Origin of the sequence: Lysinibacillus sp. RC79, from assembly GCF_041262405.1 — a bacterium.
Classification (GTDB): domain Bacteria; phylum Bacillota; class Bacilli; order Bacillales_A; family Planococcaceae; genus Lysinibacillus.
In genome coordinates this window covers 1-22910 of record NZ_JBGCCD010000046.1, presented here as the reverse complement: position 1 = coordinate 22910, position 22910 = coordinate 1, and the positions used below count along the sequence as shown (strand labels likewise).

Below are 22910 nucleotides of genomic sequence, written 5' to 3'. Positions count from 1 at the left end.
AGTTGATAAAGCAGGATAGAAATAAAAAACATCTAATTCGACCTTGCATAACACTCATAATTTCTTACATGGAAGTAGTGTAATTATTACTTTATAATGGAAATATATCTTTGGTTATTATGTGGGAATTAGGGGAAAGTAGACGGTGATTAAATGGAACTAAGGAATTTGAAAACCTTTCAAGTGGTCGCAGAAGAATTAAATATCACAAAGGCTGCCAAAAAATTAGGGTATACTCAACCAACTATTACGCTGCAAATACAATCTTTAGAAAAAGAACTGAATCACACTCTATTAACAAGAGTTGGTAAAAAGACTCTTCTAACAGCTGCTGGAAAAAAGCTAAAAGACCATGTCGATAGCTTATTTATCTTAATTGATAAGATAGAAAAAGACATGGAAGAACTACATGGACCGTCTGGCATTCTGACTATTGCTGCCTCAGAATATTATTGTACTCAACATCTTTCACCGATTGTAAAAGCTTATTTGGAAATATACCCGACTGTGAAAATAAGTCTTCTACCACTAAATAGTGTACATGCTATTAAAAGTGTGAGAGACCACGTAGCGGATATTGCTATTATTGCGAATGAGTGTAATGATATCGATATTAGTAAAACTTTTTTAGAAGAGGAAAAGGCATTTTTAGTTGCTTCTTCTGGAATTAGTAAAGAAAGAAGTTTTCATGAAATTCTAAGAGAAGATACCTTTATCTCCTATGACTATCATTGTAGTTTCAGTAATATCATAGAACAATACTTCAAAAAGGCTGAATTTCAACCTCAGTCCACTATTATGGTTGGGGGAAGCGATGAGATGATAAAGCGTGCCGTGTTGAACGGAACAGGCTATGCGATTTTAGGCCAAAATGCTATTGCGAATGAAATACAAGACGGTTCGATCACCATCCTCCAACATGTTTCAGAAGCTATCATTACATCAGCCATTAATTTAAAAGTTCGTGCAGATGAACCAAATATACTAACATTTAATGAATTTATACAAAACGCCTGGCCAGTTAGTAATAATCTTAGTGAATCATTAAAATAAATTAAATTGCAAAAAAGATAATTAGAAAATGGGGAGTACAAGAGTGCATTCTCATTTTTTATTTTCTAATGTTGGATATATAATTATTTAAAAGAAAAAAACTGTAGCAAATAAATTTGCTACAGCCTAAATTGGTTCATGCCCCTTTGATGGCGCAATATCATATATTTTATCATAAAATACTTTATTGTAGTATATTTTGTTTTTTTACAACATTTCAATAATAATCAAAAAGCCTATTGACAAAAAAATACAGAATTGTTATAGTCAATTTATTCAACGTTGAATATAAAAAGGTGATTATGATGACAAGGCTATTAGTTCTTGCTATGTTGGGGCTAAAACCAATGACGGGCTATGATATTAAAGTAATGCTTGAATTAAGTGACGCAGAACGATGGGGTGGAGTGCTAATCGGCTCTATCTACAATGCTTTAAAGAAGCTTGAAAAAGATGGCTATATAGAGGTAGCTAGTATTGAATCCACGGGTCATAGACAAAAAGCAATTTACCAAATTACTGAAAAGGGCAGGGTGCATGAGCAAGAATTAATTATCGAGGCGCTTGAAAAATCCTCTGTAGTGTATCCTACAACTTTATATTCTGGTGTATCCTTTGCATTTAAACTGCCAAAAGCTAAAGCTGTGGAAGCACTAGAAAAGCAGAAAGTAATTTTGGAACAAGAAGAAAAGGCTATCAATGCTGGCTATGAGGCGAAATTGATTGCTATGCAAGGAGAACTGCCAGCATTAACAAAGCTAGCATTTGATAATATGCTTGAAATTGTTCAAGTACAAGCAAAATTTGTACATCAAGCTATTGAAATTATGAAAAAAAGTAACTCTCTCGAATGAGGGAGTTAAAAAATAGCTATATATTCAACATTGAATATACAATATTAAGTAAGGGGAGAAAATATGAAAAAGCTCATTAGTGCTAGTCAATTAACGAAAAGTTATAAAGCTAGGTGTGTCGTTGATCATATAAATGTTGACATTTACGAGGGGGAGATAATAGCTTTAGTGGGCTCAAATGGTGCTGGGAAAACAACAACTATTGGTATGCTTCTTGGTATTATTCCTCAGGACAGTGGAACGATTGAGTACTGGACATCTGATTACAAAAAGGAAATAGGTACGCAGCTTCAATCAACCCCTTTTTTCGAAGGCTATTCTGTAGAGGATAATGTGAAATTATTTGGGGCATTTTATGGAATTTCGCTGACAAAAAATGAAATTGATGAAAAACTCGCCAATTTTGATTTATTACAGATCAAAACAACACCTGCTATCAAACTTTCATTAGGACAGCAAAAACGCCTAGCCATTATCGTGACAACTTTGCATAATCCCAAACTTGTAATTTTGGATGAACCTTCTGCTGGATTGGATCCTAGAGGCCAAAGAGAAATTCAACAGATCATTAAACGTTTAAAAGATACCGGCGTTACAGTTTTATTTTCTTCCCACGATATGTTGGAGGTAATGAATGTAGCTGACAGAGTGTTGATTATGCATCGTGGAAAAATAATGGTAAATGGCTCACCTGATGGTTTAATGGAGCACTATCAAACACAAAATTTAGAAGAATTATTTTTTGAATTAACGAAGTGAGGAGTGAGAAAATGAAGGCTATATTCGTATTGAATTTGAAATCTAGCATAAAGGATATGTATTTACTCTTTTGGTCAATATTAATGCCATTTGCTGCGATTATTGCGTTAAGGATATTTTTACCGAGCAATGCAGGAAATTATGTAGAAGGAATCATTGCCGTTAGTGTCTTTTTTTATTCATTTATGACCACTGCTTTTATAGCATTATCGCAAAGAAAAAGAGGGGTTTATAATTTACTCCACGCTACACCAATGCCATTATGGAAATATATCGTCAGTATTTCTAGTGCATGGGCGATAGTAGCGATTATTTTATCTTATATCGTGCTTTTATTCTCAATTGTCATCAATCAACTAAATTTTTCTTTTAATATCCTCTTATATATGACACCGATTATCCTAATAGCTTCATTAAGTTTTGTTTTTTTCAGCTTCTTTATTTCAAGTCTCGTGAAAAACGAGGGACATTTAAGTATGACTGCAAATGTACTAATGATACCAATGCTACTTTGTAGTAATGCATTTTTCACAATGGAAAAAGCACCAAACCTTATTCAATACATTAGTCTAGTAAATCCATTTGAATGGTTTTTAAATGGAATTAAAGCCGCATTTCTAAATAATTTTAGTACATGGGGAGAATCTTTACTTCTTTTATTGGGTTGCTTAGCTTTGACGCTTATCATTTCCTTAAAAACATTTAAGTATAGTGACCAATAAAAACTGATGTTATTTAATCTTTGCTTGAAATTATGGAGCTGCCTTGAAGGGATATAAAGGCTGAGAATGGAATATTTCAGTAAAGATACTAGAGAGGGCGATGGGATGAGTGAAACGTTAATTAGAATAGGAACTACTTATATTCCAGTCAGCAATGTAGAACTGTCATGTGAGTGGTATGTAAGTAAGTTGGGAGCAGAGTGCAGTTACGTAGATACCGATAAGGCTATTCTTAATTTTGCCAATCAAAGTATTTTTCTTGTTAGATCAATGAACAATCAAAGCTCAAATTTCATTGATTGCTATGGGAAAGAACATTTTTCGATAACCTTTGAGGTTGATGGATTATGTGCATTAGAGACTATTCATAAAATTTTTAGAATAAAGGAATTAGAGTTGGAGAAGTTGAAAATAGGGGGGATGCGGGAAGAAATTTTGTTTTTTACGATTTAGACGGAAATAAATTTGATGTGTGGAGTGAGCTGAGTCCTAAATTTAAAGAGAAATACAACCAATATTGAAAGAAGTAGAAGCAATATTTATTCCGATTCCACTAAATTTCCCAGACAATTATTTTGGAGGTGGGGATTTATAGAGAAGGGGAGACGAAATTTTATCTATTATGATCGAGATGGAAATACTCTAGAAGATGTCAATAAACTATATAGAAACACTATTTCTTGAACAGAAAATTTATAGAGGGCCACTTATTATTATAAGTGGCCCTTAGTAACAAAGCTTCGGAGGTGTAAGACTAAACCAATCTTACATTACTAAGATATGATACGATGTTATTCTTGCATAGTTAATTGCCTGAGAAATAGTTTAACTTCTTTCAGCGGGTCGCTGAAAGAAGTTAAAGCCTCCGGCGGATGTCACGGAATCGGAAAGGAGTTAATAAAGGATGTTAGCCTAATATCATCGCATCCATGCGATAACGGCTAACTGACCTGCATCACGCAGGCCTAAGCACAAAACCGATTCCGGACGCATTGTTTATCTGTGCGAAAGCGAAGCGACAGCAACAAATGTTTTCTGTAGCAAAAGCAAAGCGACAGCTACAATTATGCCGAGGCATAATTGATAATATTAGTAGGTTATTTTAAAGGCATAAAAGCTGCGGGATTTAATTGTTCAGATTCTATCACGATGCCAGTTAATCCTTTATCCGTTTTTGTTTCATGCCATTCATCCTTTTCCCAAAAAACTGCATCTCCAGGCTGGACTTGATAATATTGCTCCTGTTCATTTCTTACATATCCTTTGCCTTCTAAAATTAAGAGTAGCTGGGGAACCACAGTTTGATGATAGCCAATAACACCGTTTTCTTCTAAATACATGCACCCGATACTAGCTGATGTTTCAGTGTTGATAATACGAGACATAATAAAATTTGACGTAAATTGTGTTATGTTTTTGCCATTTTCTTTAGACAATTGATAAAATTTCATTTGATTCCTCCAAATGTTAATTATTTTTTCACAGCATGAACGTAGTGAATCGTTTCAAAGGCTGTTAAATAATCTTTTCGATTGTCAAAATAAAGCTCATTTATTGTATTTGGCGATAGATGTTCATAAATAAGTAGGCCTGAGTTTTCTAACATTTTTTCCATTTCTTCATAAGTAAAACACGATTTCATCGGTTCACCACTTGCTGCAGCCATTTTCACCATGTTATCTACTCGATTTGAAATTCCTTTTTCTTTAAATAGTTTTTCATCTGCATAATCTAATACGATGGAACTTCCTGACGGTACATTGGCAAACAAATGATCAAGTAAGCTTGAAGTTTCCTCTTTCGTTAAATAATATGAAACGCCTAATAGACTAAAGAAAGTTTTTTTATTGTCAAAGCCGCTATCCAATAATTTTTGAGATGAAAACTTTTTTGTGAAATCCATCGAAACGAAATGTACATTACTCGGAAGCTTTAAATTAACTTCAGCCAATCTTTTCTTTTTAAATTCCTGTGTTGCAGGGTGATCAATTTCAAAGATTTCCAAAGTGTTTTCAAATTCCGGGTGTCTTAAGCTAAACGTATCTAACCCTGCTCCGAGTATGACATATTGCTGTAACCCTAGCATGACTTCATTTAGCAAAACTTTTTCACAATAGGCTGCACGTGCCAAGGGAGTAGGAGAGAGTTGAGTTTGCACAATCCATTTTAATAGCTCTTCAGTTTGTCCATTTAATTTTTCCGCGATTTCTTTGTTAAAAAACTGGATGCCTTGTACCATATTTGTTTGAATGTCATGGAACTCTTTTTGTGTGATTAACGCTTTTGCTAGATAGTCATCAAAAATTTTAGGGGTATCGAATTGACTATGATATGCTCTACTAAAAGCTGAGATTAATGAAGTTAAACTGGATTCACCTTTGTTCATGCAAATACACTCCTCAAAAAAAATAGGATTCCCCTGGCCAGGAGAATCCTATTGTACAGATAAATTCCGTAAAAGTAAATTATTGCATAAATAACTTTTTTTGTCAAGTTTCAAGTGCCGAGAAGCAACTAGATATAGAAATTCCCTTAATCCAATTTTTGGATAAATATTTCACCGTTCGGTTGAATTTCTGCATAGAAAACTTCTTCGATTGATTGTATATTTGCCTTTTTTAATTCGTTATCTAACCATTCTCTACTTTTTCCAACTTCCAATAAATTTCGTTTCATTAGCTTCCCATCAGTGATGATTTCAATAGGGATAAAAGCCGGAGATGAAGGATAGATGTTTAAATCAATCTTTTGGGTGCTTTGAAATTCAGGCTTTTTCATAATACTAAGCATGCCATTTGGTTCTAAAATAGCATAGTCAATTTCTGTAATTGAAAAAACTTGATACTGTCTAATCATCATTGTTAGATCATCAATATTAATTTTAGTGTTTGCTAAAGCTTTTCTATCTATTTTTCCTTTTTTAATAACGATTGTCGGTTGTCCATCAAGTAATGTTCTTGCCTTTCCGGATTTTAGAGCGATGTAACTAATTAAAGTAGTAAGCGTACACCAAACAATTAAGCTTACTAAAAATTTTGTGTATACAATTGTTTTTAAAACTACCATATTGGCTGCAATAGAACCAATTGTAATACCAGTTACGTAGTTAAAGAAGGTTAAGTGACTTAGTTGTTTTTTACCTAAAAACCTCGTAAGTGTCAGAAGAACAAAAAAAGTAATAATTGTTTGAACAACTACTTGTATATAACTTGTGTACAAATTCTCCCACTCCTTATCTAACCCCTAGAATACCCAATGAATTTTTAAAAGATACTCCACTACAACAACAGAGCTGTATTCATATTTACAATTCTTTAAAAATCTAACAGAATCAGTGCATTATTGCCTCTTCATCATAACGAAGGGTTGATTTCCGTTCCGACTGGGCGCTTTGTTGCTGACGCTTCGCTTTCGCACAGATAAAAACATTTGCCGCTGACGCTTCGCTTTCGCACAGAGCAGAGCTTCCTGGGGGCATCGGGCTAACAGGTGTTTTTTGTGCGAAAGCGCAGTGTTAACGTAGTGACAGCGACACGATGTTAGTCACGAAGGCGTTATCACAGGACGTGATGCTTTTAGCCTTCGTTCCTCTATCGCTAATCCCCGAGGAGTTGCCCAGTCGCCACTCCAATCTACTTATTTATATGGCATACGTTTTAATAAATTGTATCCCCTATTTTCGGTAATGAACACATTATTATCAATAATGGAAAATATAGTAGGAATTTTGGTAAGATAAGTATTAGCTGATTAAAAGGAGAGTTTTTATGAATTCTAGAGTTCCTATTCCGATTCAAAAAATTTTAAATGACTATATAACACAATTTCAAAATAAACTACCGAATACACTTGAGGGGTTCTATTTACATGGCTCAATTGCTCTGAACGCTTACATAAACGGTTCTAGTGATATCGATTTTATTACAGTTGTAAACAGATCTTTAACCGAAGAAGATGTGAAAGTAATATCCGATCTTCACAAAGAATTAAATCAGAAATATAAGGATACTGGGATGGACGGATGTTATTTACTTGTTGAGGATATTGGCAAAAAACAGAGTGAGGTAAAAGGTTGTTTAAACGTAAACGAAGGTAAAATTAATTGGAGTAATGATAATATTAACCCAATTACTTGGTGGATTTTAAAAAATAAAGGGATTACCGTTTTAGGACCGGATGTAGCTACATATAACTTCAGTATAGATGAAAGAGTGCTTGGCGATTATGTTTTAGAAAATATGAACAGTTATTGGTCGAATAGATTGCAAAAAATAAAAAAATATAAAGCATTTTTAATACCAAATAAATTAGTTGATTTAGAAGTAGAGTGGTCAATAACAGGTGTTTTACGGCAATTTTACACACTGCAAGAACACGATATTGTTTCAAAAGTAGATGCTTGTAAATATGCAATACTTCATTTACCAGAAGAATTTCACAATATTATTAACGAAGCAATCAGTATTCGAGAAGGTTCCAATATACGATATTGTAATTCGAAAAAACAACGCATTGATGCCACTATTCAATGTATGGATTATATACTTAAAGATTGTAATAGTATCAAAAATTAGTGAAATGTTTCATTTTATCTGCTATTACCTTTTATGGGAAAATATGATAAAATTAATTAGTCTTAATTGACAATTTCATTTAGGGGGTAGATATTATGATTAAAAATTATGTTAGCGTGATAAACAAAAAGGGGAAACCGTCTAACTAAAATATTATATAGCGTTTCTTCAAATTGAGGGGGAAAATTATTTGAATCAAGCATTACTTATTATTGATGCTCAGCAAGACTTAATGGATGGCAACGAGAAAGAAAGTGCTGTTTTTAATAAGGAAAAGCTTATTAAAAAAATTAATTTAGTCATTGGCAAAGCAAGGAAATCCAATATTCCAGTCGTGTTTGTAAGGGATCTCGATGTTGCTGAAGGTAAAGGGGAAGGGTTCTATATTCATAATGGCATTAATGTACCTAATGAAGCTAAGATTTTCGATAAAAAAGCATCGAATTGTTTCCATGGGACTGAACTTCTAAGTCATTTACAAAGTCAAGACATTAAACATGTTGTTGTGATGGGCTGTTCGACGGAGCACTGTATCGATAGTGCAGTAAGAACTGCGACTATTAGTGGTTTGGATGTCACATTAGTTAGTGATGGGCATTCAACAGCGGACAGTGATATTTTAAGTGCAGAACAAATTATAAAGCATCATAATCATACACTTCATGGTCATTACAATGTCGAACACTTTTCTGTTGTTAGAAATTCAGAAGAAGACTTGTTTCAACCTACACATGATTCGTATAGATAAAAAAATGTATAAGGGCACTCATATTTATGGGTGTCTTTTCTTTTGGTGATAATACCTAAATCTAATTTACAAATTGCATTCAGTATGTTTAATACATATTAAACGCACTAAACGATAAGAGGTGTACTATGAAAAACATACTATTAAACGACGAGCAAAAGGTATTAATTGAGGATTTTGGAACTTATATTGAGTCCACAGGTGGTGCAAGGTCACTAGGTAAGATATGGGGATACTTGTTGATATCAGGTGCTCCAAAATCACTTGATGACATGGTGAATGACTTGCAAATAAGCAAAGGTATGGCATCATTGTCCGTTCGACAAGGTGTTCAAATTTCTTTATTTCGTAAAGTAGGGATTCCTGGTAGCAAGAGAGATTTTTATCAGTTGCATTCAGACGCATGGACATCGACTTTGCATACTAGCATTGCCCAAGGCGCAATGATGGCACAATATTTGCGTAGAGCAAAAAATTTAGTTCTTGAGGAGCAGGCTGTAACAACCATCGATGAGAGTATCGAGTTTTTTGAATTTGTGATCCAACAGACAGAGCAAATTTTAGTTCGGTGGGAAGAGAGAAAGGATAGTAAAACAAAGTAGGGGGAGTCTTTATGCCAAAAGTAAATGCGAACAGTATCACTATCCATTACGAAATTAGAGGTCAAGGGACGCCTATATTGTTTTTGCATGGGAGCGGAGCATCATGGAAAATGTGGGAGCCTCAATTTGAAGCATTTTCCTCACGTTACCAAATGCTTATGCCAGATTATAGAGGACATGGTGATACGACAAAGGAATTTCCGAATAATAAGTATGATCATCATATCATTGTGGAGGATATAAAATGTTTTTTAGATGCACTTGGAATTAATAAAATTCATGTCGTCGGTGTATCTCAAGGCGGTCAATTGGCTACTCTACTTGCAATAAAATACCCAACATATGTAGATAAACTCGTAATTTCCAATAGTTATAGTGAAATGCCCACAATTGCGGCAGGCTGGGTACTGTCGATTTCAAATTTTATATTTAGTCTTCTTCCATACAGTACAATAATAAATATTATGATGAAATTTTATAACGAGGATCCTTATACTCAACGGATTTTAAGAGAGTCTTTTACAATTGATAAGAAGATGTTGCTCGCAATGAAAAAAGCACCATTTCCAACTCATACTGATCAATTGTATCGAATAAAGTCGCCTACACTTGTAATGGGGGGAGAAGGGAAGGTTATAACAGGCGTTGATGAAGGGAAAGGATCCCGAACTATTTTTAACCATATTCAAAATGCAAAACTAGCATTATTCAAAAATGCATTCGACCCATTAAGTACGATGCGCCGAGATATTTTTAATGAAATGATTATTGATTTTCTAGAGGATAAGCCTTTGAAGCAATATAAGGATGTAACTATTATTAGTAAATAAATTGTAAATAGAAAGGCGGGATAGTATGACCACATATATTGCATTACTTAGAGGAATTAATGTAGGCGGGCACAATAAAATCATCATGGCAGAATTAAGAAGTTCTCTAGAGCAATTAGGATTACATAATGTGAAGACTTATATCCAAAGTGGAAACATCCTTTTTGAATCAGACGAAACTGAGGAGCTTTTGCAAACGAAAATTCACGATAAAATTAAAGAGGATTTTGGAATCTCTAGTGTTATTGTCATTAGAACTGCAGAAGAATTACAGCAAATTGTTAGTCAATCCCCTTTTTCTGATCAGGACATTTCAGAAGCGGAGCAATCATGTAAGGGGGAATGCTTGCATGTTGCTTTGTTGCCTGCAGCTCCTTCGAAGGCCAATAGTGACAAATTTTTATCTCTTGCAAACGAAAGAGAACTTAGTGTCATAAATGGAAGGGATGTGTATCTTTTATTTTTTGACAGCATTCGAAATTCCAAACTAAGTAATAATCTAAAAAAGCTTGAGATTCCAGCAACTGTTCGAAATTGGAAAACGCTCATGAAGCTTTCGAGTATGGTCGAAGAGCTCAAACATTAAAAAAGTGAATACAAGAAAAGAATTATTCAGGACTCGCAAATAAAAGATTTACAAGATGGTACAATGGCTACAACGCATAGATTTAATATTCCACCTGCTAATTGACTTTTTTGCGTTTTTCCTATATATTAGAAAAAAATGAAGGAAGAGGGTGATGGGTAATGACAAACAAACGTGTAAACAAGTTCTTGCCATTCAGTTTGTCCAATTTCCCTCACTGTTTGTGTACGTTGTAAACTAGACGTATACTCTCTTAAACGTGGATGAAACCTTGTGACTGCTGAAGGGCAGAACACGAGGTTTTTTTATTATGTAAAAAAAACGTATAAGGGAGTGTATTATGTATGATTTATGAGGTAAAAGGTCCAGTAGTAGAACACGTAACTAAAATATTTGAGAACGTAGAGGATACATTAGTTCAGTCGTATCTACAGGGCCATATGGGAACTGCTTTTGTTGATAATTTAGAAAATCCGAAGGTAGCTCAAATTATCGTAGGTATATTTGTTTTTTATGCAGGAGATGCAGGTGTACCAGGTACCAAGGAATTATTACGCAATTTACCGGACTATCCATTAGTTATTGTAAATACGGATGAATGGAAAAATAGTGTTGAACTTGAATACAAAGAACAGGCACATAAATTTAAGCGTTATCGATTTAAAAGAGACATGACTCATTTTAATCAAGAGAAATTAACCCAATTGATTAATGATTTACCAGAAAATTATAAGCTACAAAAAATAAATGCTACAATTATCCATAACTCTGCATTTTCAACACTATCTGAAGATTTTTTCAGTCAGTTTGAGTCACATGATGATTTTTTGGCGCGTGGCATTGGCTATTGTGTTACGTATAAAGATGCTCCAGTTTGCGGTGCAACTTCTTTTAGTATATACGATGCTGGTATTGAAATTGAAATTGCAACTGACGAAAGACACCAGCGTAAAGGTTTAGCGGCGGCAACAGCTGCATCGCTAATTTTAGACTGTTTAGAGCAACGAATTTACCCAAACTGGGATGGGGCAAATTCTCCATCAGTTAATTTAGCTGAAAAGTTAGGTTATGTGTTGAAGGAAGAGTACGATACGTATTTTATAGAAAAATAAAGTGCTATAAAATATCCACCTAAAAGGCTGGAGGTTGAAAGTAATGAGTAAAAACGCATTGTGACTTGAAAGCTAAATGAATCAGTAGGTACTCTCGATGCCATTTGTCGGAGTAAAACAAACAAACATTATAAGATCAAAAAATAGAGAATTTCATGATTTGTTCAGAATTTGTTGAGAATGATGTGGTAACCTAGTTATGTCATGGTTAACAAATGAACACGCATAAAAACGGCTAGGTATTCACAATTTTTTTGTGAGCCTAGCTTTTTTTTGATGAATGGAGCTTTATAAAAGCTGTATTGCTGTAACCATTTGGAAATAGCTTTCTAAAAGGGTTTCATAGAGAAAATAAAGAGTATCTTGACAAATTATGTTTTTTAATTAAAATTAAATATGTTTAAAAATTTTAACATAGGGGAGGTATTATGGAAAATTTTAATTGCGATAACAAAGAACAAGTTCTAGAGAAGTTTAAATTATCAACCCCCATTTTTCAAGCACTTGGTGATGTTAATCGTCAACAAATCATCATGCTTTTACTCACACATGATAGCTTAAATGTAAATCAATTAACAGAAAGAATAGAGCTTTCTAGACCAGCTGTTTCCCATCATTTAAAAATTTTAAGACAAGCAGGTTTAATTACTTTTAACCGAAATGGGAATGAAAAATATTATTCATTGAGTTCTAATGAGTTTCTAAAACAAATCAAAGAGTTAATTCAATCTATTGAACAGAGCTATTGATTTGTTCTTTTTTACAACTATAGTTCATATGTTTAAACTTTTAAACATATGAACTGTGTTCAGAAGATTAGGAGGATTAAATAATGAAGAGTAAGAACAAAAATCAATCAAAAAACATTTATTTATTAATGCTACTCGTTCCTTTGTTTTGGGGTGGAGCATTTGCGACAGCGAAGCATGTCATTACGGAAGTTCCACCACTTGTTGCAGCTACGCTACGTTTTGGCATAACAGGAATAATACTCTTTACAATCATAACAATTCAGAAAGAATGGCAGTGGCAAATAATCAGAGATCGATGGAAAGGTTTGTTATTTATTGGCTTTATCGGGATTTTCGGTTACAATGCGCTCTTTTTTACGGCTTTGAAGCATACTTCTGCGACAAACGGTGCGTTAATTATAGCCGCAATGCCTGTATTCACAATGCTAGGGGCCGTCATGTTAGGTAAAGAAAAATGGAACAATAAAGCCGGAGCAGGTTTAACTTTATCGATGATTGGGGTAATTATTGTTATAGTCAAAGGGTCACTTTCTGCTTTGTTTTCTCTTTCTTTTAACCTAGGAGATCTACTTTTTGTCGGGGCTCTTTTATGTGGAGTTATTTATGCATTAATGGGTGAGTCCCTAATTAAAGGTATACCAATAATGTTATCGAATACTATTATGATGTTATCAGGTGCTGTTTTCCTAGCGATCGGCACGATATTTGAAGGTGGTTGGGATCAAGTAGTCAATATGTCGGCTCAAAGTTGGGTCGAAATGTTTTATATGGTTATATGTGGGACGTTAATTGGCTATGTTATTTTTAACAAGGGAGTAGAGAGCTTAGGAGGTAGTAAAGCGAGCTTGTATTTAAACTTGACGCCTATTGTCGCAACATTACTTGCAGTTATTGCATATGGCAGCTCAATTACATTGATACAAATTGTTGGAATGGTAATGGTGCTGGTAGGTGTTTATATTGCTACTAATAAAACAAACCAAAGTAATTCAGCACGAAATCAGGAAAAAGCATAATAGAGATTACATAATCAATTTAAATTGGGAAAAGCTACTTAGTATTTCTGTATTAACAAATAACCCGACTCCAAATGCTTTATTCATAACGATGTGGTATTCAATAAATATAAACTTTTCAATGTCAAAAGGTAAACCAATCTAAAGATAAAGATACCAGGTACTCATTAATTTGAGCCTGGTATTTTTTAATTATGTAATTTCTTTCTCTTAAAACTTTTTACAATTAATAAATTTGTAAGGAATGAGTAAGAAAAAAGAGATGATCGATTCGTACAATTAAAGTACATGAAAGGGGTCGTTTTAGGTGTAAATATGTATGTGAAAAAGGGTGAAATTCTATTACTTAATTGGATAGAGTGCTGAAAAGATATCGATTAATGTCAGTACTTTGAAAAAATACTTATGAATGATATTGAGATTGAAAGGTTTAAAAAATACATAGCTCTTTAGAGGAGTATTTCTTAAATAAACGAACGGAGAGAGAATCCATGCTTAAACTGATGGAACTAGGATGGAAAAAATATCAATTATCTAAATACTTTACAGGAATAATCATGTTTATTGTGGCAACCTATCTTCCGGTTAATCTTGTACCGTTTGGATTTAAAGTTGTAAGTGGACTGATGTTTTCAGAGTATATAGGACAAATGCCATTATTGAATATTCTTTTTAAAACAATATTGACGATTATTTTAGCTATTATTTTATTACGTTTAATAATTAATGAATATAAGAATAGTTTTGGTCTACCAATATTCAACATAATGAGTATTGTTTATATTATCATGCAATAACAAACTGAAGAGGAGAGATGGTGCTATGCTACATCTAATAAAGCTGGAATTGAAGAAATTTAACTTAGGTTGGTATGTAAAAGGTGCGATGATCGCAAACATCATTATAACTGCAGTAGTGTGTTCCGTAATTTATATTGCACAGATAGAGGGGGATATACCTATTTCAACGTATCAAGATGTTTATGTACTGATTAGCGCAAGCGTGAGGGCAACGTTTATTGTGTTTGCCTCTGTATTAATTGCGAAACTAGTTATTGAAGAATATAAAAACAGAACAATTTTGATTATGTTCTCTTATCCTGTTAGTCGAAAGAAACTGATTGCTAGTAAATTGACCTTGATCGCTTTATTAACATTCATGACTACGATGTTGTCGAATATAGTTGTTGCTGGTCTATTTTCGATCATTAATAATTATTTTCATATCGTTCCATTTACATTGACTGCAAGCCAGTTCATAGGTGAAGCCATAAACATAGTACCCTTTGCTATTGCCGCAACAGGAACAAGCTTAATTCCATTGTATTTTGGGATGCGTAATTATTCTGTTCCGGCCACTATTGGTTCATCTCTACTCGTGGTGGCAATTGCTTGTTCTTATAATCCTGAAATAGCATTGGTGACTTTCATTCCACTGCAATTAGGGCTTGCAGCAGTTGGAGTAATAATTGCGTACACAGGTATTCGTAATATTGAAAATGTGGATGTGATGTAATTTGGAGTTTGGTAAAACAAAATCAAAAGACTAAGTGAAACGGAGGAGTTTTAGCAATAAATATGTAAAGAGAGATGGAACAAGAAATGGGAATGATTATAGGCATTATTACAGAAGCAGTTTTGGGTGTCATGTTATTATTAATCAGCATAATATTAATTTGGATTAGCAAGAGAAAACAAGAAGAGAATCGCTATGCAATATGGATTTTGGTTGCAGGTTTTATAGCGTTAATAACATCAGGAAGCAATGCTTTAAGGTATTTCTTGTAAGGAATAATATTTTGGCTCAAGACAGGATTTTTGCAAGACTTTAACGACTCGGACGTTCTATTTGATAAGAAAAAATTATGGGTTTGCATAAAAAATCATAAATTTCCTTTATGTTCGGTTTTTGATAATGTAAAAGAAAGGAGGCGGGAAAGATGAGAATTTTTGATGCACACTTTCACATTATTGATTTTGATTTTCCGATTATTGAAAATCAAGGATATGTACCACCTAGCTATATTGTAGAAGATTATCAAAAAGAAACAGCGACTTTTCATATTGTAGGTGGGGCTATTGTATCAGGTTCTTTTCAAGGATTTGACCAAGCTTATTTAGTGGATGCTTTAGAGAAAATGGGATCTGGATTTTGTGGTGTTACACAGCTACCATTTTCGGTGACAGATGATAAGATTACGGATTTACATAAAAAAGGTGTGCGCGCACTACGATTCAATGTGAGGCGTGGCGGTTCCGAGGATTTATCTAAGCTCGATTACTTTGCGAGACGTGTTTATGATTTAGTTGGCTGGCATAGTGAATTATATATAGACGCTAAAGATTTGCCTGAAATTGCACCAACGATTGAAAAATTACCGGCAATTTCAATTGATCATTTAGGGTTATCCGAGGAAGGCTTACCTCATTTATTGCGCCTCGTAGAAAAAGGTGTACGGGTAAAGGCGACAGGCTTTGGTCGTGTGGAGCTCGATGTAGAGCATGCTTTGAAATCTATTTATGCTGTCAATCCTAATGCATTAATGTTCGGCACAGATTTGCCGTCCACGCGAGCAAAAAGACCTTTTGCTTATGCAGATATTGAACTAATTCAAGAATTATTTGATGCAATGTCAGCTGAGAAAATTCTTTATCAAAACGCGATGAATTTTTATTTTAAGTGAGTTTTTGAGTAAAAGTACTGTTTTCTTGCATTCTAATGAAATAGTTAACATAGTTAATTGCCTTTCACATTAATTGTGGAAGATTTAATTATGCGCTTTGAGAGTAATTGTGTTGTTCAACTATCCTTTAAAGTTAGGGATGTCCTTTCTTTCGAATGTAATTCCTTGAAAAATCACTTGATTGTTACCTTATTAATAAAGTTAAAAATTCTGATTAGAAAAAGCTTTTATCAAAATATGTTCAAAATAAAGCAATGATTGATTTTGCATCATTTTTAGAAAGTTACTATAATTGGTAAAGTTAAAAGCAACTAGAATTTTTACATTGAACTATTTAAATTGTTGTGCTTTAGCTGCCTCTTTTCGTAATAGATTAGTGTAAATTAACCCCAAAATACACAATGGCTAAAAAGTCAAGTTTTATAGTAATCGAAATATTCGTAAGAAATCGAAAAAAGATAAAGTTGCGTATTGTAGCGGTTTTATTTAATTGATTACCGAATAATAGAATGACCAACTGTTGACTTGAAAAAGTTGCTAATGATATGGTAGTAATCACTCGAGGGGAAAAATGCTATAGCAAGAATAAAAAGAAGTAGCAACGATTTATAAGCCTGATAATGGTGAAATGCTTTGGAAATTTGTTAACAGTAACTGGTCATGGTAGGTGATAGGTATGGCTACATTAAACGATAGATCATACGGTGCTTCTAAATTAAGTCTTGAATTATTAAATTTAGAGAGCGATTCTATGTCAAGCGATATAAAGATTATCTTTAATTGTGGTAAACGTCAATTGGATTTTAAATTTCCCGTTCTACGGAGTGACCTTGAAACTTTATCTATATTGATCTTAAATAATTGGGATGAAATGTTAAGAGTCGGCGTATGGGACTCAACGGAACCTGCGTTTTCATTTTCACTTCAGGAGAATAATAGCGAGCTAGTTGACGAAAAGATTTATCAATTTCAATTTTGGATAGATGCAGGAGAATTTTATTCACATAGATGTACTCGTTCTGGTATTGGTATTACAATCTATCAGGATAGAGAAGCGATTGAAAAGTTTGCTTTACAGGTGAAAAGTGAATTAAACTAAAGTGAAACCGAGCTAACTCATAAAAATATGAGTACTCGGTTTTCTATTTGTGTGGATTGAACTGCACTACTTGTCATGTGAGCACTTAGTAAATACTTCTAAAAAGGTTGTCAACAGTCTGCAATGATCAGCGAAGCTAATAGACTTTAACTTCTTTCAGCCGATTCCGGACGCAATTATACCGAGGCATAATTGATTATTCAATCGAGACAGTTAGTGTAAACTTTGAGCATTGTTATTTTCTTTACTAATATCTTCTTTCTTTATGTTTGCAATAAATACACCTATTAAAGTAATCAAGCCACCTGTTACGGCTGAAAAATGTGGAACTTCACCAAGCCAAATCCATGCGATAAGAAATGCAAAAACAGAGGTTAAATAAAGTGTACTTGTTGCTTCAGCTGCTCCAGTTCGTGAGGTAACGAAAGCTAGCGTAAAATAAGGAATGATTGTTGGAAAAATTCCAAGATACAAAATGACTAATGTTGCATTTAACGGCGCATCCATAATTGCTTCACCTAGGCCAGGCGAGAATAGTAACATAAAAATAGTACCTGACCAAATGGCGTACATCGTAAAGGGAATAGCCCCGTATTTTTCTAGATAATGATGTTGAAAAACAAAGTAAATACTTTCTGAAAGGGATGCTACTAAAACTAGGATAATCCCAGTATTAAACGCAAAGTCTTCAGTTGAACCTCCTACAGAAATAAATGCTACACCACAAAAACCAACAAGTGAACCTACCCATCCCCATAATCCAAGCTTCTCACGATAAAAGAATACAGCTAACAAGGCGGTGAATATAGGGGTTGTGGAAACAAGTAAACTTGCAACGCCAGCACTAATCGTTTGTTCCCCATAATTTAGTGCTACTTGATACACAGTGAATCCTAAAAAGCCAAGTAATAATATAATTGGGATATCTTTTATTGCAGGTAAAGGAGTTTTAGTAATAACGGCTATGATGATTAATACGAATGAGCCGACTAATAATCGTAACAGTGATATATGTTCAGGTGAATATGCCGTCAATGCCACTCGTATTCCTGGAAAAGCCGATGCCCATAAAAGGATTGTTATGAAATGAGCAGAAATAATTTTTAAATCTAATGTTTTTAACATGAATACACCTCGTTTACTTTCTCATCCAACCAATTAAATTCATGTTTTCAATATTAATAGGATTTTGGTAAAATTTCTCCAACAGGTTATAATGAAAAAAACCAACCAGTTCATTAAAAGGAGTTCATATGAAAAAGCCAAAATACCAATTGATTATTGATTTTATAAAAGAGAAAATTGCTAAGGGGGAGTGGGCGATCGGCAGTCCTATACCAAGTCAACGTATTCTGGCAAAACAGTTTGAGGTTAATCGTAGTACAGTCATAACAGCATTAGAGGAACTAATGGCGGAAGGCCTAATTGAAGGCAAAGCAGGGAAGGAAACTGTCGTCACCAATAATACTTGGACTTTGATGGGGGCAAAATCCTCGACGAACTGGAATGAAAATGTCACTTTAGGCATTCATAAACCTAGCGTTACGATGGTACAGGAGATTAACGAAGCGGAATCGAATGTGAATCTTATTCAATTGAGTAAAGGGGAATTATCACCAGAGATGTTCCCTTTAGAAGAGATGAAATCCGTTGTTCAAAAGGTTTCGAATCAATTGACCACTTTTGGCTATGAAGAGCCAAAAGGAAATATAAAATTACGTCAAGCAATTAGTGATTATTTAAGGGTCAGAGGAATCGAAGCATCTCCGTCGTCCATCCTTGTAGTTTCTGGTGCGCTCCAAGCCTTACATCTTATTTCAATAGGACTCCTAAAAAGAGGTTCAACGGTATTGCTAGAAATGCCGTCCTATCTTTACTCGTTGACTGTTTTTGAGTCTGCGGGGATGGAGTTGCAAGGATTAGCGATGGACAATGAGGGGATTATCATAGATTCCATTTATCCGATAAAAGAAAAAGGAAAGAATATTGTATATACGATTCCAACCTTCCACAATCCAACAGGGGCCTTAATGCAAGAAGAGAGACGAAAGAAATTAATTGCATATTGTGAAAGAGAGCAACTGCCAGTTATAGAAGATGATGTGTACCGTGATTTATGGATTGACAATCCACCACCTAAACCACTGAAAGCAATGGATCATTACGGAAATGTATTGTATGTTGGGAGTTTATCAAAAACGTTAAGTCCAGGATTACGAATTGGTTGGGTAGTTGGCTCGGAGTCAGTCATTAATAGATTAGCGGATTTGAAAATGCAATCCGATTATGGATCAAGTACTCTTTCCCAGCTTGTGGCAGCAGAGTGGCTATCAAGTAATCTATATGATGATCATCTCGATAAAGTAAGAGAACAACTTAGCATTCGTAGAAAAGTTGCTTTAGACGCAATGGACAAATATTTGAGTCCTTACGCTACATGGGACATCCCAATAGGTGGATTGTTCATATGGGTTAAAATTAAGCCTGAATTTAAAGTAAAAAGGCTATTTGAAAAAGCATTATCTAACAATATTCTTCTAAATCCTGGTAGTATTTATGCTGAAAAATCAGGATTATTTATACGAATCTCCTATGGGTATGCTTCACTCGATGAAATTAAAGAAGGCATATTTCAATTAAGTGAAATTGTTAAAAATCATAGATCGTAATGGAGGGGTTAAATGAAATTACTAAACAAATTACCGAAAAGTGACCCAAACTTACATGTAGAATTAATTAAAAATGGCTGGATTCCAATGAAAGAACCTAAGAATTTAGTAAGTGCTATATTGTTATTTATCCCTTTAATGATTATCGCTTCAATGATTTCTATTGGGGTAATAAATATTTTTTCTAGTATTTCTTTGAGTGATTTTGGATTTACATCGGGTGGAATATCAATAAACATTAACTTAAGCGTTATTTTGGGGATAGTCTTACTATTAATAATTCACGAATTACTTCATTTGATGTTCATTCCTAATTTTATTCAATCAGAAAAAACTTCTGTAGGGTTTACTCTGTTCGGAGCTTTTGTTATTTCGGAAGAAGAGATTTCAAAATCAAGATATATCTTCATCACGGTTGCTCCTTTTATAATACTTTCAATAATTTTGCCACTAATTTTAAGTGTATTTGGACTCTTAACAACGACATTAAAGTTCTTGGTCCTACTAAACGCAATGGGATCGTCAGTTGATTTACTAAATCTTCTTCTTATAATGAAACAGGTACCGAAACATGCAACTTTAACATGTAATGGACCAAACACTTATTGGAAAAAAACGCAGACTGAACAAATAGGGTAAAAATATCGAAAGGCATCTTAATAGGAATAATTCCGTTATAGAAACATATGAAAGAGGAAGAGGAAATGAAATCGACCCGAATGTTTAGTATTTTAAATGTATTAGTTAATCACGAGAAAATCACAGCACAAGAATTGGCAGAAAAACTTGAAGTGTCGAAACGAACTATTTATCGCGATATTGAATCACTAAATTTAGCGGGAATTCCTATAGTAAGTTATCCCGGACAAGGTGGAGGTTTGGGGATTTTAGCCAACTACAAACTTGATAAAAAGTTTTTCTCCATTGATGAATTACAAACTATACTAATTGGTTTAGACGCACTAAATAGTATAAATAAAGAAAATGATATTAATCATCTTATTACTAAAATGGTGGAAAAAGATGAGCAAACGATTCTTAAAAATGCTGATATCGTCATAGACTTATCATCATGGTTCTCGGATAACGGCTTTCAGGATTATGTAATAAACATTCGAAAAGCAATTAGAGCGCAACGATTAATGGCAATTGAATATCAATCAAAATCTGGGTATAGCAAAAGAACTGTAGAACCATATAAACTACTATTCAAATACTCTTCCTGGTATCTATATGCTTTTTGTTTGGAGAGAAATCAGTATCGTTTATTTAAACTTAATCGTATTTTGTCTTATCATATTTTGACTGAACAATTCAATGCCAAAGAACACGAAATTTCAGATTCAGTCCTCTTTTTTGAGAATAACTATTTCAAGGAAAATGAAAATAATCATTTGTTTGATGTTGTGCTGCATTACAAACAAGAAGATGAAGCTTTTTTAATGGATAATATTGGAGTACAAAAATTTCAATTTCATTCCAACATTTCAACGATAACATTTAAAACTTCCGATAGAGCATGGGTTATTGATTTTATCATTCATTTAAAAGACAAAGTGAAAGTGCTCGAACCGCCATTTCTTGTGGAAGATATAAAAAACACCTTTAAAAAAATAAGTAGTCTTTATGAAAGTTGACAGGTTTATGTCAACTTTCTTTTGTTATGCTTTTGAAAAAGGAGGATCATTCATGATGACAAAAGAAATAGCGGTATTTATATCCGATGGTTATGCAGACTGGGAATTAGGGTTTATTTGTCCCGAATTAAATAATTCAGAGGGGAATTTTAAAATTGTTACGATAGCCTTAACGAAGGAAACAGTATGCTCAATGGGTGGGCTAAAAACGATTCCGGACTATTCTATCGAGAGTTACTTAAAGAGTAAAAATAATAACCTTCATATGCTTTTATTATGTGGAGGGACGATATGGAAAGAGAATAACTATGAATTATCTGAAGTGAAAAAATTAATTGATTACTGTCAACAAAATACTGTGTTAATTTCAGCAATATGTGATGCAACTACATTTTTAGCTTACAATGGTTATTTGAATAAAGTAGAGCATACAGGCAACTCGCATGACTTTATTGTAAACAGTTGTCCAAATTATAGTGGAAGTAAATTTTATATAGAAAAGCAATGTGTCAACGCTGATGATTTCATCACAGCAAACGGGACTGCTACATTGGAATTTGCAAAGGAAATTATGAATCATCTTCAAGTACATTCAGAAGAGAAGATACAAAAATGGTATGATTTCAATAAAAATGGCTTTTATGAAAAATAATATTTATAGTCTTTTTGCGGAAAGGCTTTGGAATTGACTCATAATACGTTTTTTTAAAATTTCTGTCCTTTTGACATACAGCTGACACACTTCTCAGATAAAGTGTAGATACAGCTTAGTTAAATCTAAGCTCAGGGGTAAATACCTCGTTACACTAATTCAAGGAGTGAATAAGAATGAAAATAAGAAGTAAGATTTCGACTTATGCTATGACAGGAGCCTTATCATTAGGGATATTTGGCGGTACAACTATTCCAACTCTTGCTGCTACAAATCAAAAGGAAACAGTAAATGTTGAAAAACACACAAATTTGGATGCTGAAACACAACAAAAAGTTGATGGAATTTTAAACAACCTAAGGAAAGAACTAGCTAACTTGGGAGTGACATTATCTTCAAAACATAATGATAAAGGCGATAAATTCGCGAAATTAGATGATGAAACAAAAACACAGGTACAAGAAATTATGAAACAACTTAAAGATGGTTCCCTAACTCAAGAGGAAGCAGATAAACAACTGAAAGACCTTGGTGTGTCTCTTCCAACCCATAATGAAAAAGG

Annotated in this window: 25 protein-coding genes and 2 pseudogenes; 23 read left to right on the top strand and 4 right to left on the bottom strand. The window is 33.8% G+C overall.

Annotated elements, in window-relative coordinates:
• The first annotated feature begins 153 nt into the window (after positions 1-153).
• From ABH968_RS26025 to ABH968_RS26005, 5 genes and pseudogenes are all read left to right on the top strand, one after another.
• Positions 154-1053 (top strand): LysR family transcriptional regulator, encoded by a 900-nt coding sequence (locus ABH968_RS26025; protein WP_370048680.1) that lies wholly within the window; start codon positions 154-156, stop codon positions 1051-1053.
• Between the two features lie 305 nt (positions 1054-1358).
• Positions 1359-1907, top strand: a complete 549-nt coding sequence (locus tag ABH968_RS26020; RefSeq protein ID WP_370048678.1) for a PadR family transcriptional regulator — start codon at positions 1359-1361, stop codon at positions 1905-1907.
• A gap of 63 nt (positions 1908-1970) precedes the next feature.
• Positions 1971-2666: an ABC transporter ATP-binding protein gene (locus tag ABH968_RS26015; RefSeq protein ID WP_370048676.1), complete on the top strand. Its 696-nt coding sequence runs from the start codon at positions 1971-1973 to the stop codon at positions 2664-2666.
• An 11-nt stretch (positions 2667-2677) separates the two neighbouring features.
• Entirely contained in the window at positions 2678-3388 is a 711-nt protein-coding gene (locus ABH968_RS26010) for an ABC transporter permease (protein ID WP_370048675.1), read from the top strand.
• 105 nt (positions 3389-3493) lie between these two features.
• Positions 3494-3909: pseudogene (locus tag ABH968_RS26005) on the top strand (VOC family protein).
• A 576-nt stretch (positions 3910-4485) separates the two neighbouring features.
• Here the strand turns inward: ABH968_RS26005 and ABH968_RS26000 are convergent.
• The 3 genes from ABH968_RS26000 to ABH968_RS25990 form a co-directional block, all read right to left on the bottom strand.
• The gene (locus ABH968_RS26000) at positions 4486-4839 is read right to left on the bottom strand and encodes a cupin domain-containing protein (RefSeq protein ID WP_370048674.1); all 354 of its coding nucleotides are present in this window, start codon (positions 4837-4839) and stop codon (positions 4486-4488) included.
• A 20-nt stretch (positions 4840-4859) separates the two neighbouring features.
• Positions 4860-5774 carry a class I SAM-dependent methyltransferase gene (locus ABH968_RS25995; RefSeq protein WP_370048672.1) on the bottom strand — a complete coding sequence of 305 codons (915 nt, stop codon included), beginning with the start codon at positions 5772-5774 and terminating at the stop codon, positions 4860-4862.
• Positions 5775-5920: 146 nt separating this feature from the next.
• On the bottom strand, positions 5921-6607 hold the full coding sequence (locus ABH968_RS25990; protein WP_370048670.1) for a DUF421 domain-containing protein: 687 nt from the start codon (positions 6605-6607) through the stop codon (positions 5921-5923).
• Positions 6608-7155: 548 nt separating this feature from the next.
• On the opposite strand from ABH968_RS25990, the gene ABH968_RS25985 reads away from it, so the two are divergent.
• The 13 genes from ABH968_RS25985 (at position 7156) to ABH968_RS25925 (ending at position 17390) form a co-directional block, all read left to right on the top strand.
• Complete coding sequence (locus ABH968_RS25985; RefSeq protein WP_370048669.1) at positions 7156-7962, top strand: aminoglycoside adenylyltransferase domain-containing protein; 807 nt, start codon at positions 7156-7158, stop codon at positions 7960-7962.
• Between the two features lie 190 nt (positions 7963-8152).
• Positions 8153-8710, top strand: a complete 558-nt coding sequence (locus ABH968_RS25980; RefSeq protein ID WP_370048667.1) for a cysteine hydrolase family protein — start codon at positions 8153-8155, stop codon at positions 8708-8710.
• 128 nt (positions 8711-8838) lie between these two features.
• Positions 8839-9312: a GbsR/MarR family transcriptional regulator gene (locus tag ABH968_RS25975; RefSeq protein ID WP_370048665.1), complete on the top strand. Its 474-nt coding sequence runs from the start codon at positions 8839-8841 to the stop codon at positions 9310-9312.
• 11 nt (positions 9313-9323) lie between these two features.
• Entirely contained in the window at positions 9324-10142 is an 819-nt protein-coding gene (locus ABH968_RS25970) for an alpha/beta fold hydrolase (protein ID WP_370048664.1), read from the top strand.
• Positions 10143-10167: 25 nt separating this feature from the next.
• A complete protein-coding gene (locus ABH968_RS25965) occupies positions 10168-10728 on the top strand; it encodes a DUF1697 domain-containing protein (protein WP_370048663.1) in 561 nt (186 codons plus the stop codon).
• Positions 10729-11072: 344 nt separating this feature from the next.
• Positions 11073-11840 carry a GNAT family N-acetyltransferase gene (locus tag ABH968_RS25960; RefSeq protein ID WP_370048661.1) on the top strand — a complete coding sequence of 256 codons (768 nt, stop codon included), beginning with the start codon at positions 11073-11075 and terminating at the stop codon, positions 11838-11840.
• A gap of 428 nt (positions 11841-12268) precedes the next feature.
• On the top strand, positions 12269-12589 hold the full coding sequence (locus tag ABH968_RS25955) for an ArsR/SmtB family transcription factor (protein ID WP_370048659.1): 321 nt from the start codon (positions 12269-12271) through the stop codon (positions 12587-12589).
• Between the two features lie 83 nt (positions 12590-12672).
• Positions 12673-13608 carry a DMT family transporter gene (locus ABH968_RS25950; protein ID WP_370048658.1) on the top strand — a complete coding sequence of 312 codons (936 nt, stop codon included), beginning with the start codon at positions 12673-12675 and terminating at the stop codon, positions 13606-13608.
• A 491-nt stretch (positions 13609-14099) separates the two neighbouring features.
• The gene (locus tag ABH968_RS25945) at positions 14100-14405 is read left to right on the top strand and encodes a hypothetical protein (protein ID WP_370048656.1); all 306 of its coding nucleotides are present in this window, start codon (positions 14100-14102) and stop codon (positions 14403-14405) included.
• Between the two features lie 25 nt (positions 14406-14430).
• Positions 14431-15123, top strand: a complete 693-nt coding sequence (locus tag ABH968_RS25940) for an ABC transporter permease (RefSeq protein ID WP_370048654.1) — start codon at positions 14431-14433, stop codon at positions 15121-15123.
• Between the two features lie 74 nt (positions 15124-15197).
• Entirely contained in the window at positions 15198-15395 is a 198-nt protein-coding gene (locus ABH968_RS25935; protein WP_370048652.1) for a hypothetical protein, read from the top strand.
• A 152-nt stretch (positions 15396-15547) separates the two neighbouring features.
• The gene (locus tag ABH968_RS25930) at positions 15548-16291 is read left to right on the top strand and encodes an amidohydrolase family protein (RefSeq protein WP_370048651.1); all 744 of its coding nucleotides are present in this window, start codon (positions 15548-15550) and stop codon (positions 16289-16291) included.
• Between the two features lie 676 nt (positions 16292-16967).
• The gene (locus ABH968_RS25925) at positions 16968-17390 is read left to right on the top strand and encodes a hypothetical protein (protein ID WP_370048649.1); all 423 of its coding nucleotides are present in this window, start codon (positions 16968-16970) and stop codon (positions 17388-17390) included.
• Between the two features lie 213 nt (positions 17391-17603).
• Here the strand turns inward: ABH968_RS25925 and ABH968_RS25920 are convergent, their stop codons facing one another.
• Positions 17604-18515 carry a DMT family transporter gene (locus ABH968_RS25920; protein ID WP_370048648.1) on the bottom strand — a complete coding sequence of 304 codons (912 nt, stop codon included), beginning with the start codon at positions 18513-18515 and terminating at the stop codon, positions 17604-17606.
• A gap of 128 nt (positions 18516-18643) precedes the next feature.
• Here ABH968_RS25920 and ABH968_RS25915 point away from each other — a divergent pair, with 128 nt between their 5' ends.
• The 5 genes and pseudogenes from ABH968_RS25915 to ABH968_RS25895 all read left to right on the top strand — a co-directional run.
• Positions 18644-20059, top strand: a complete 1416-nt coding sequence (locus ABH968_RS25915) for an aminotransferase-like domain-containing protein (RefSeq protein WP_370048646.1) — start codon at positions 18644-18646, stop codon at positions 20057-20059.
• Positions 20060-20071: 12 nt separating this feature from the next.
• Positions 20072-20698, top strand: a complete 627-nt coding sequence (locus ABH968_RS25910) for a DUF3267 domain-containing protein (RefSeq protein ID WP_370048644.1) — start codon at positions 20072-20074, stop codon at positions 20696-20698.
• 65 nt (positions 20699-20763) lie between these two features.
• Entirely contained in the window at positions 20764-21696 is a 933-nt protein-coding gene (locus ABH968_RS25905) for a helix-turn-helix transcriptional regulator (RefSeq protein ID WP_370048643.1), read from the top strand.
• Between the two features lie 52 nt (positions 21697-21748).
• Positions 21749-22348: a DJ-1/PfpI family protein gene (locus tag ABH968_RS25900; protein WP_370048641.1), complete on the top strand. Its 600-nt coding sequence runs from the start codon at positions 21749-21751 to the stop codon at positions 22346-22348.
• Between the two features lie 176 nt (positions 22349-22524).
• A pseudogene (locus ABH968_RS25895) lies at positions 22525-22910 on the top strand (hypothetical protein); the annotation flags it as partial.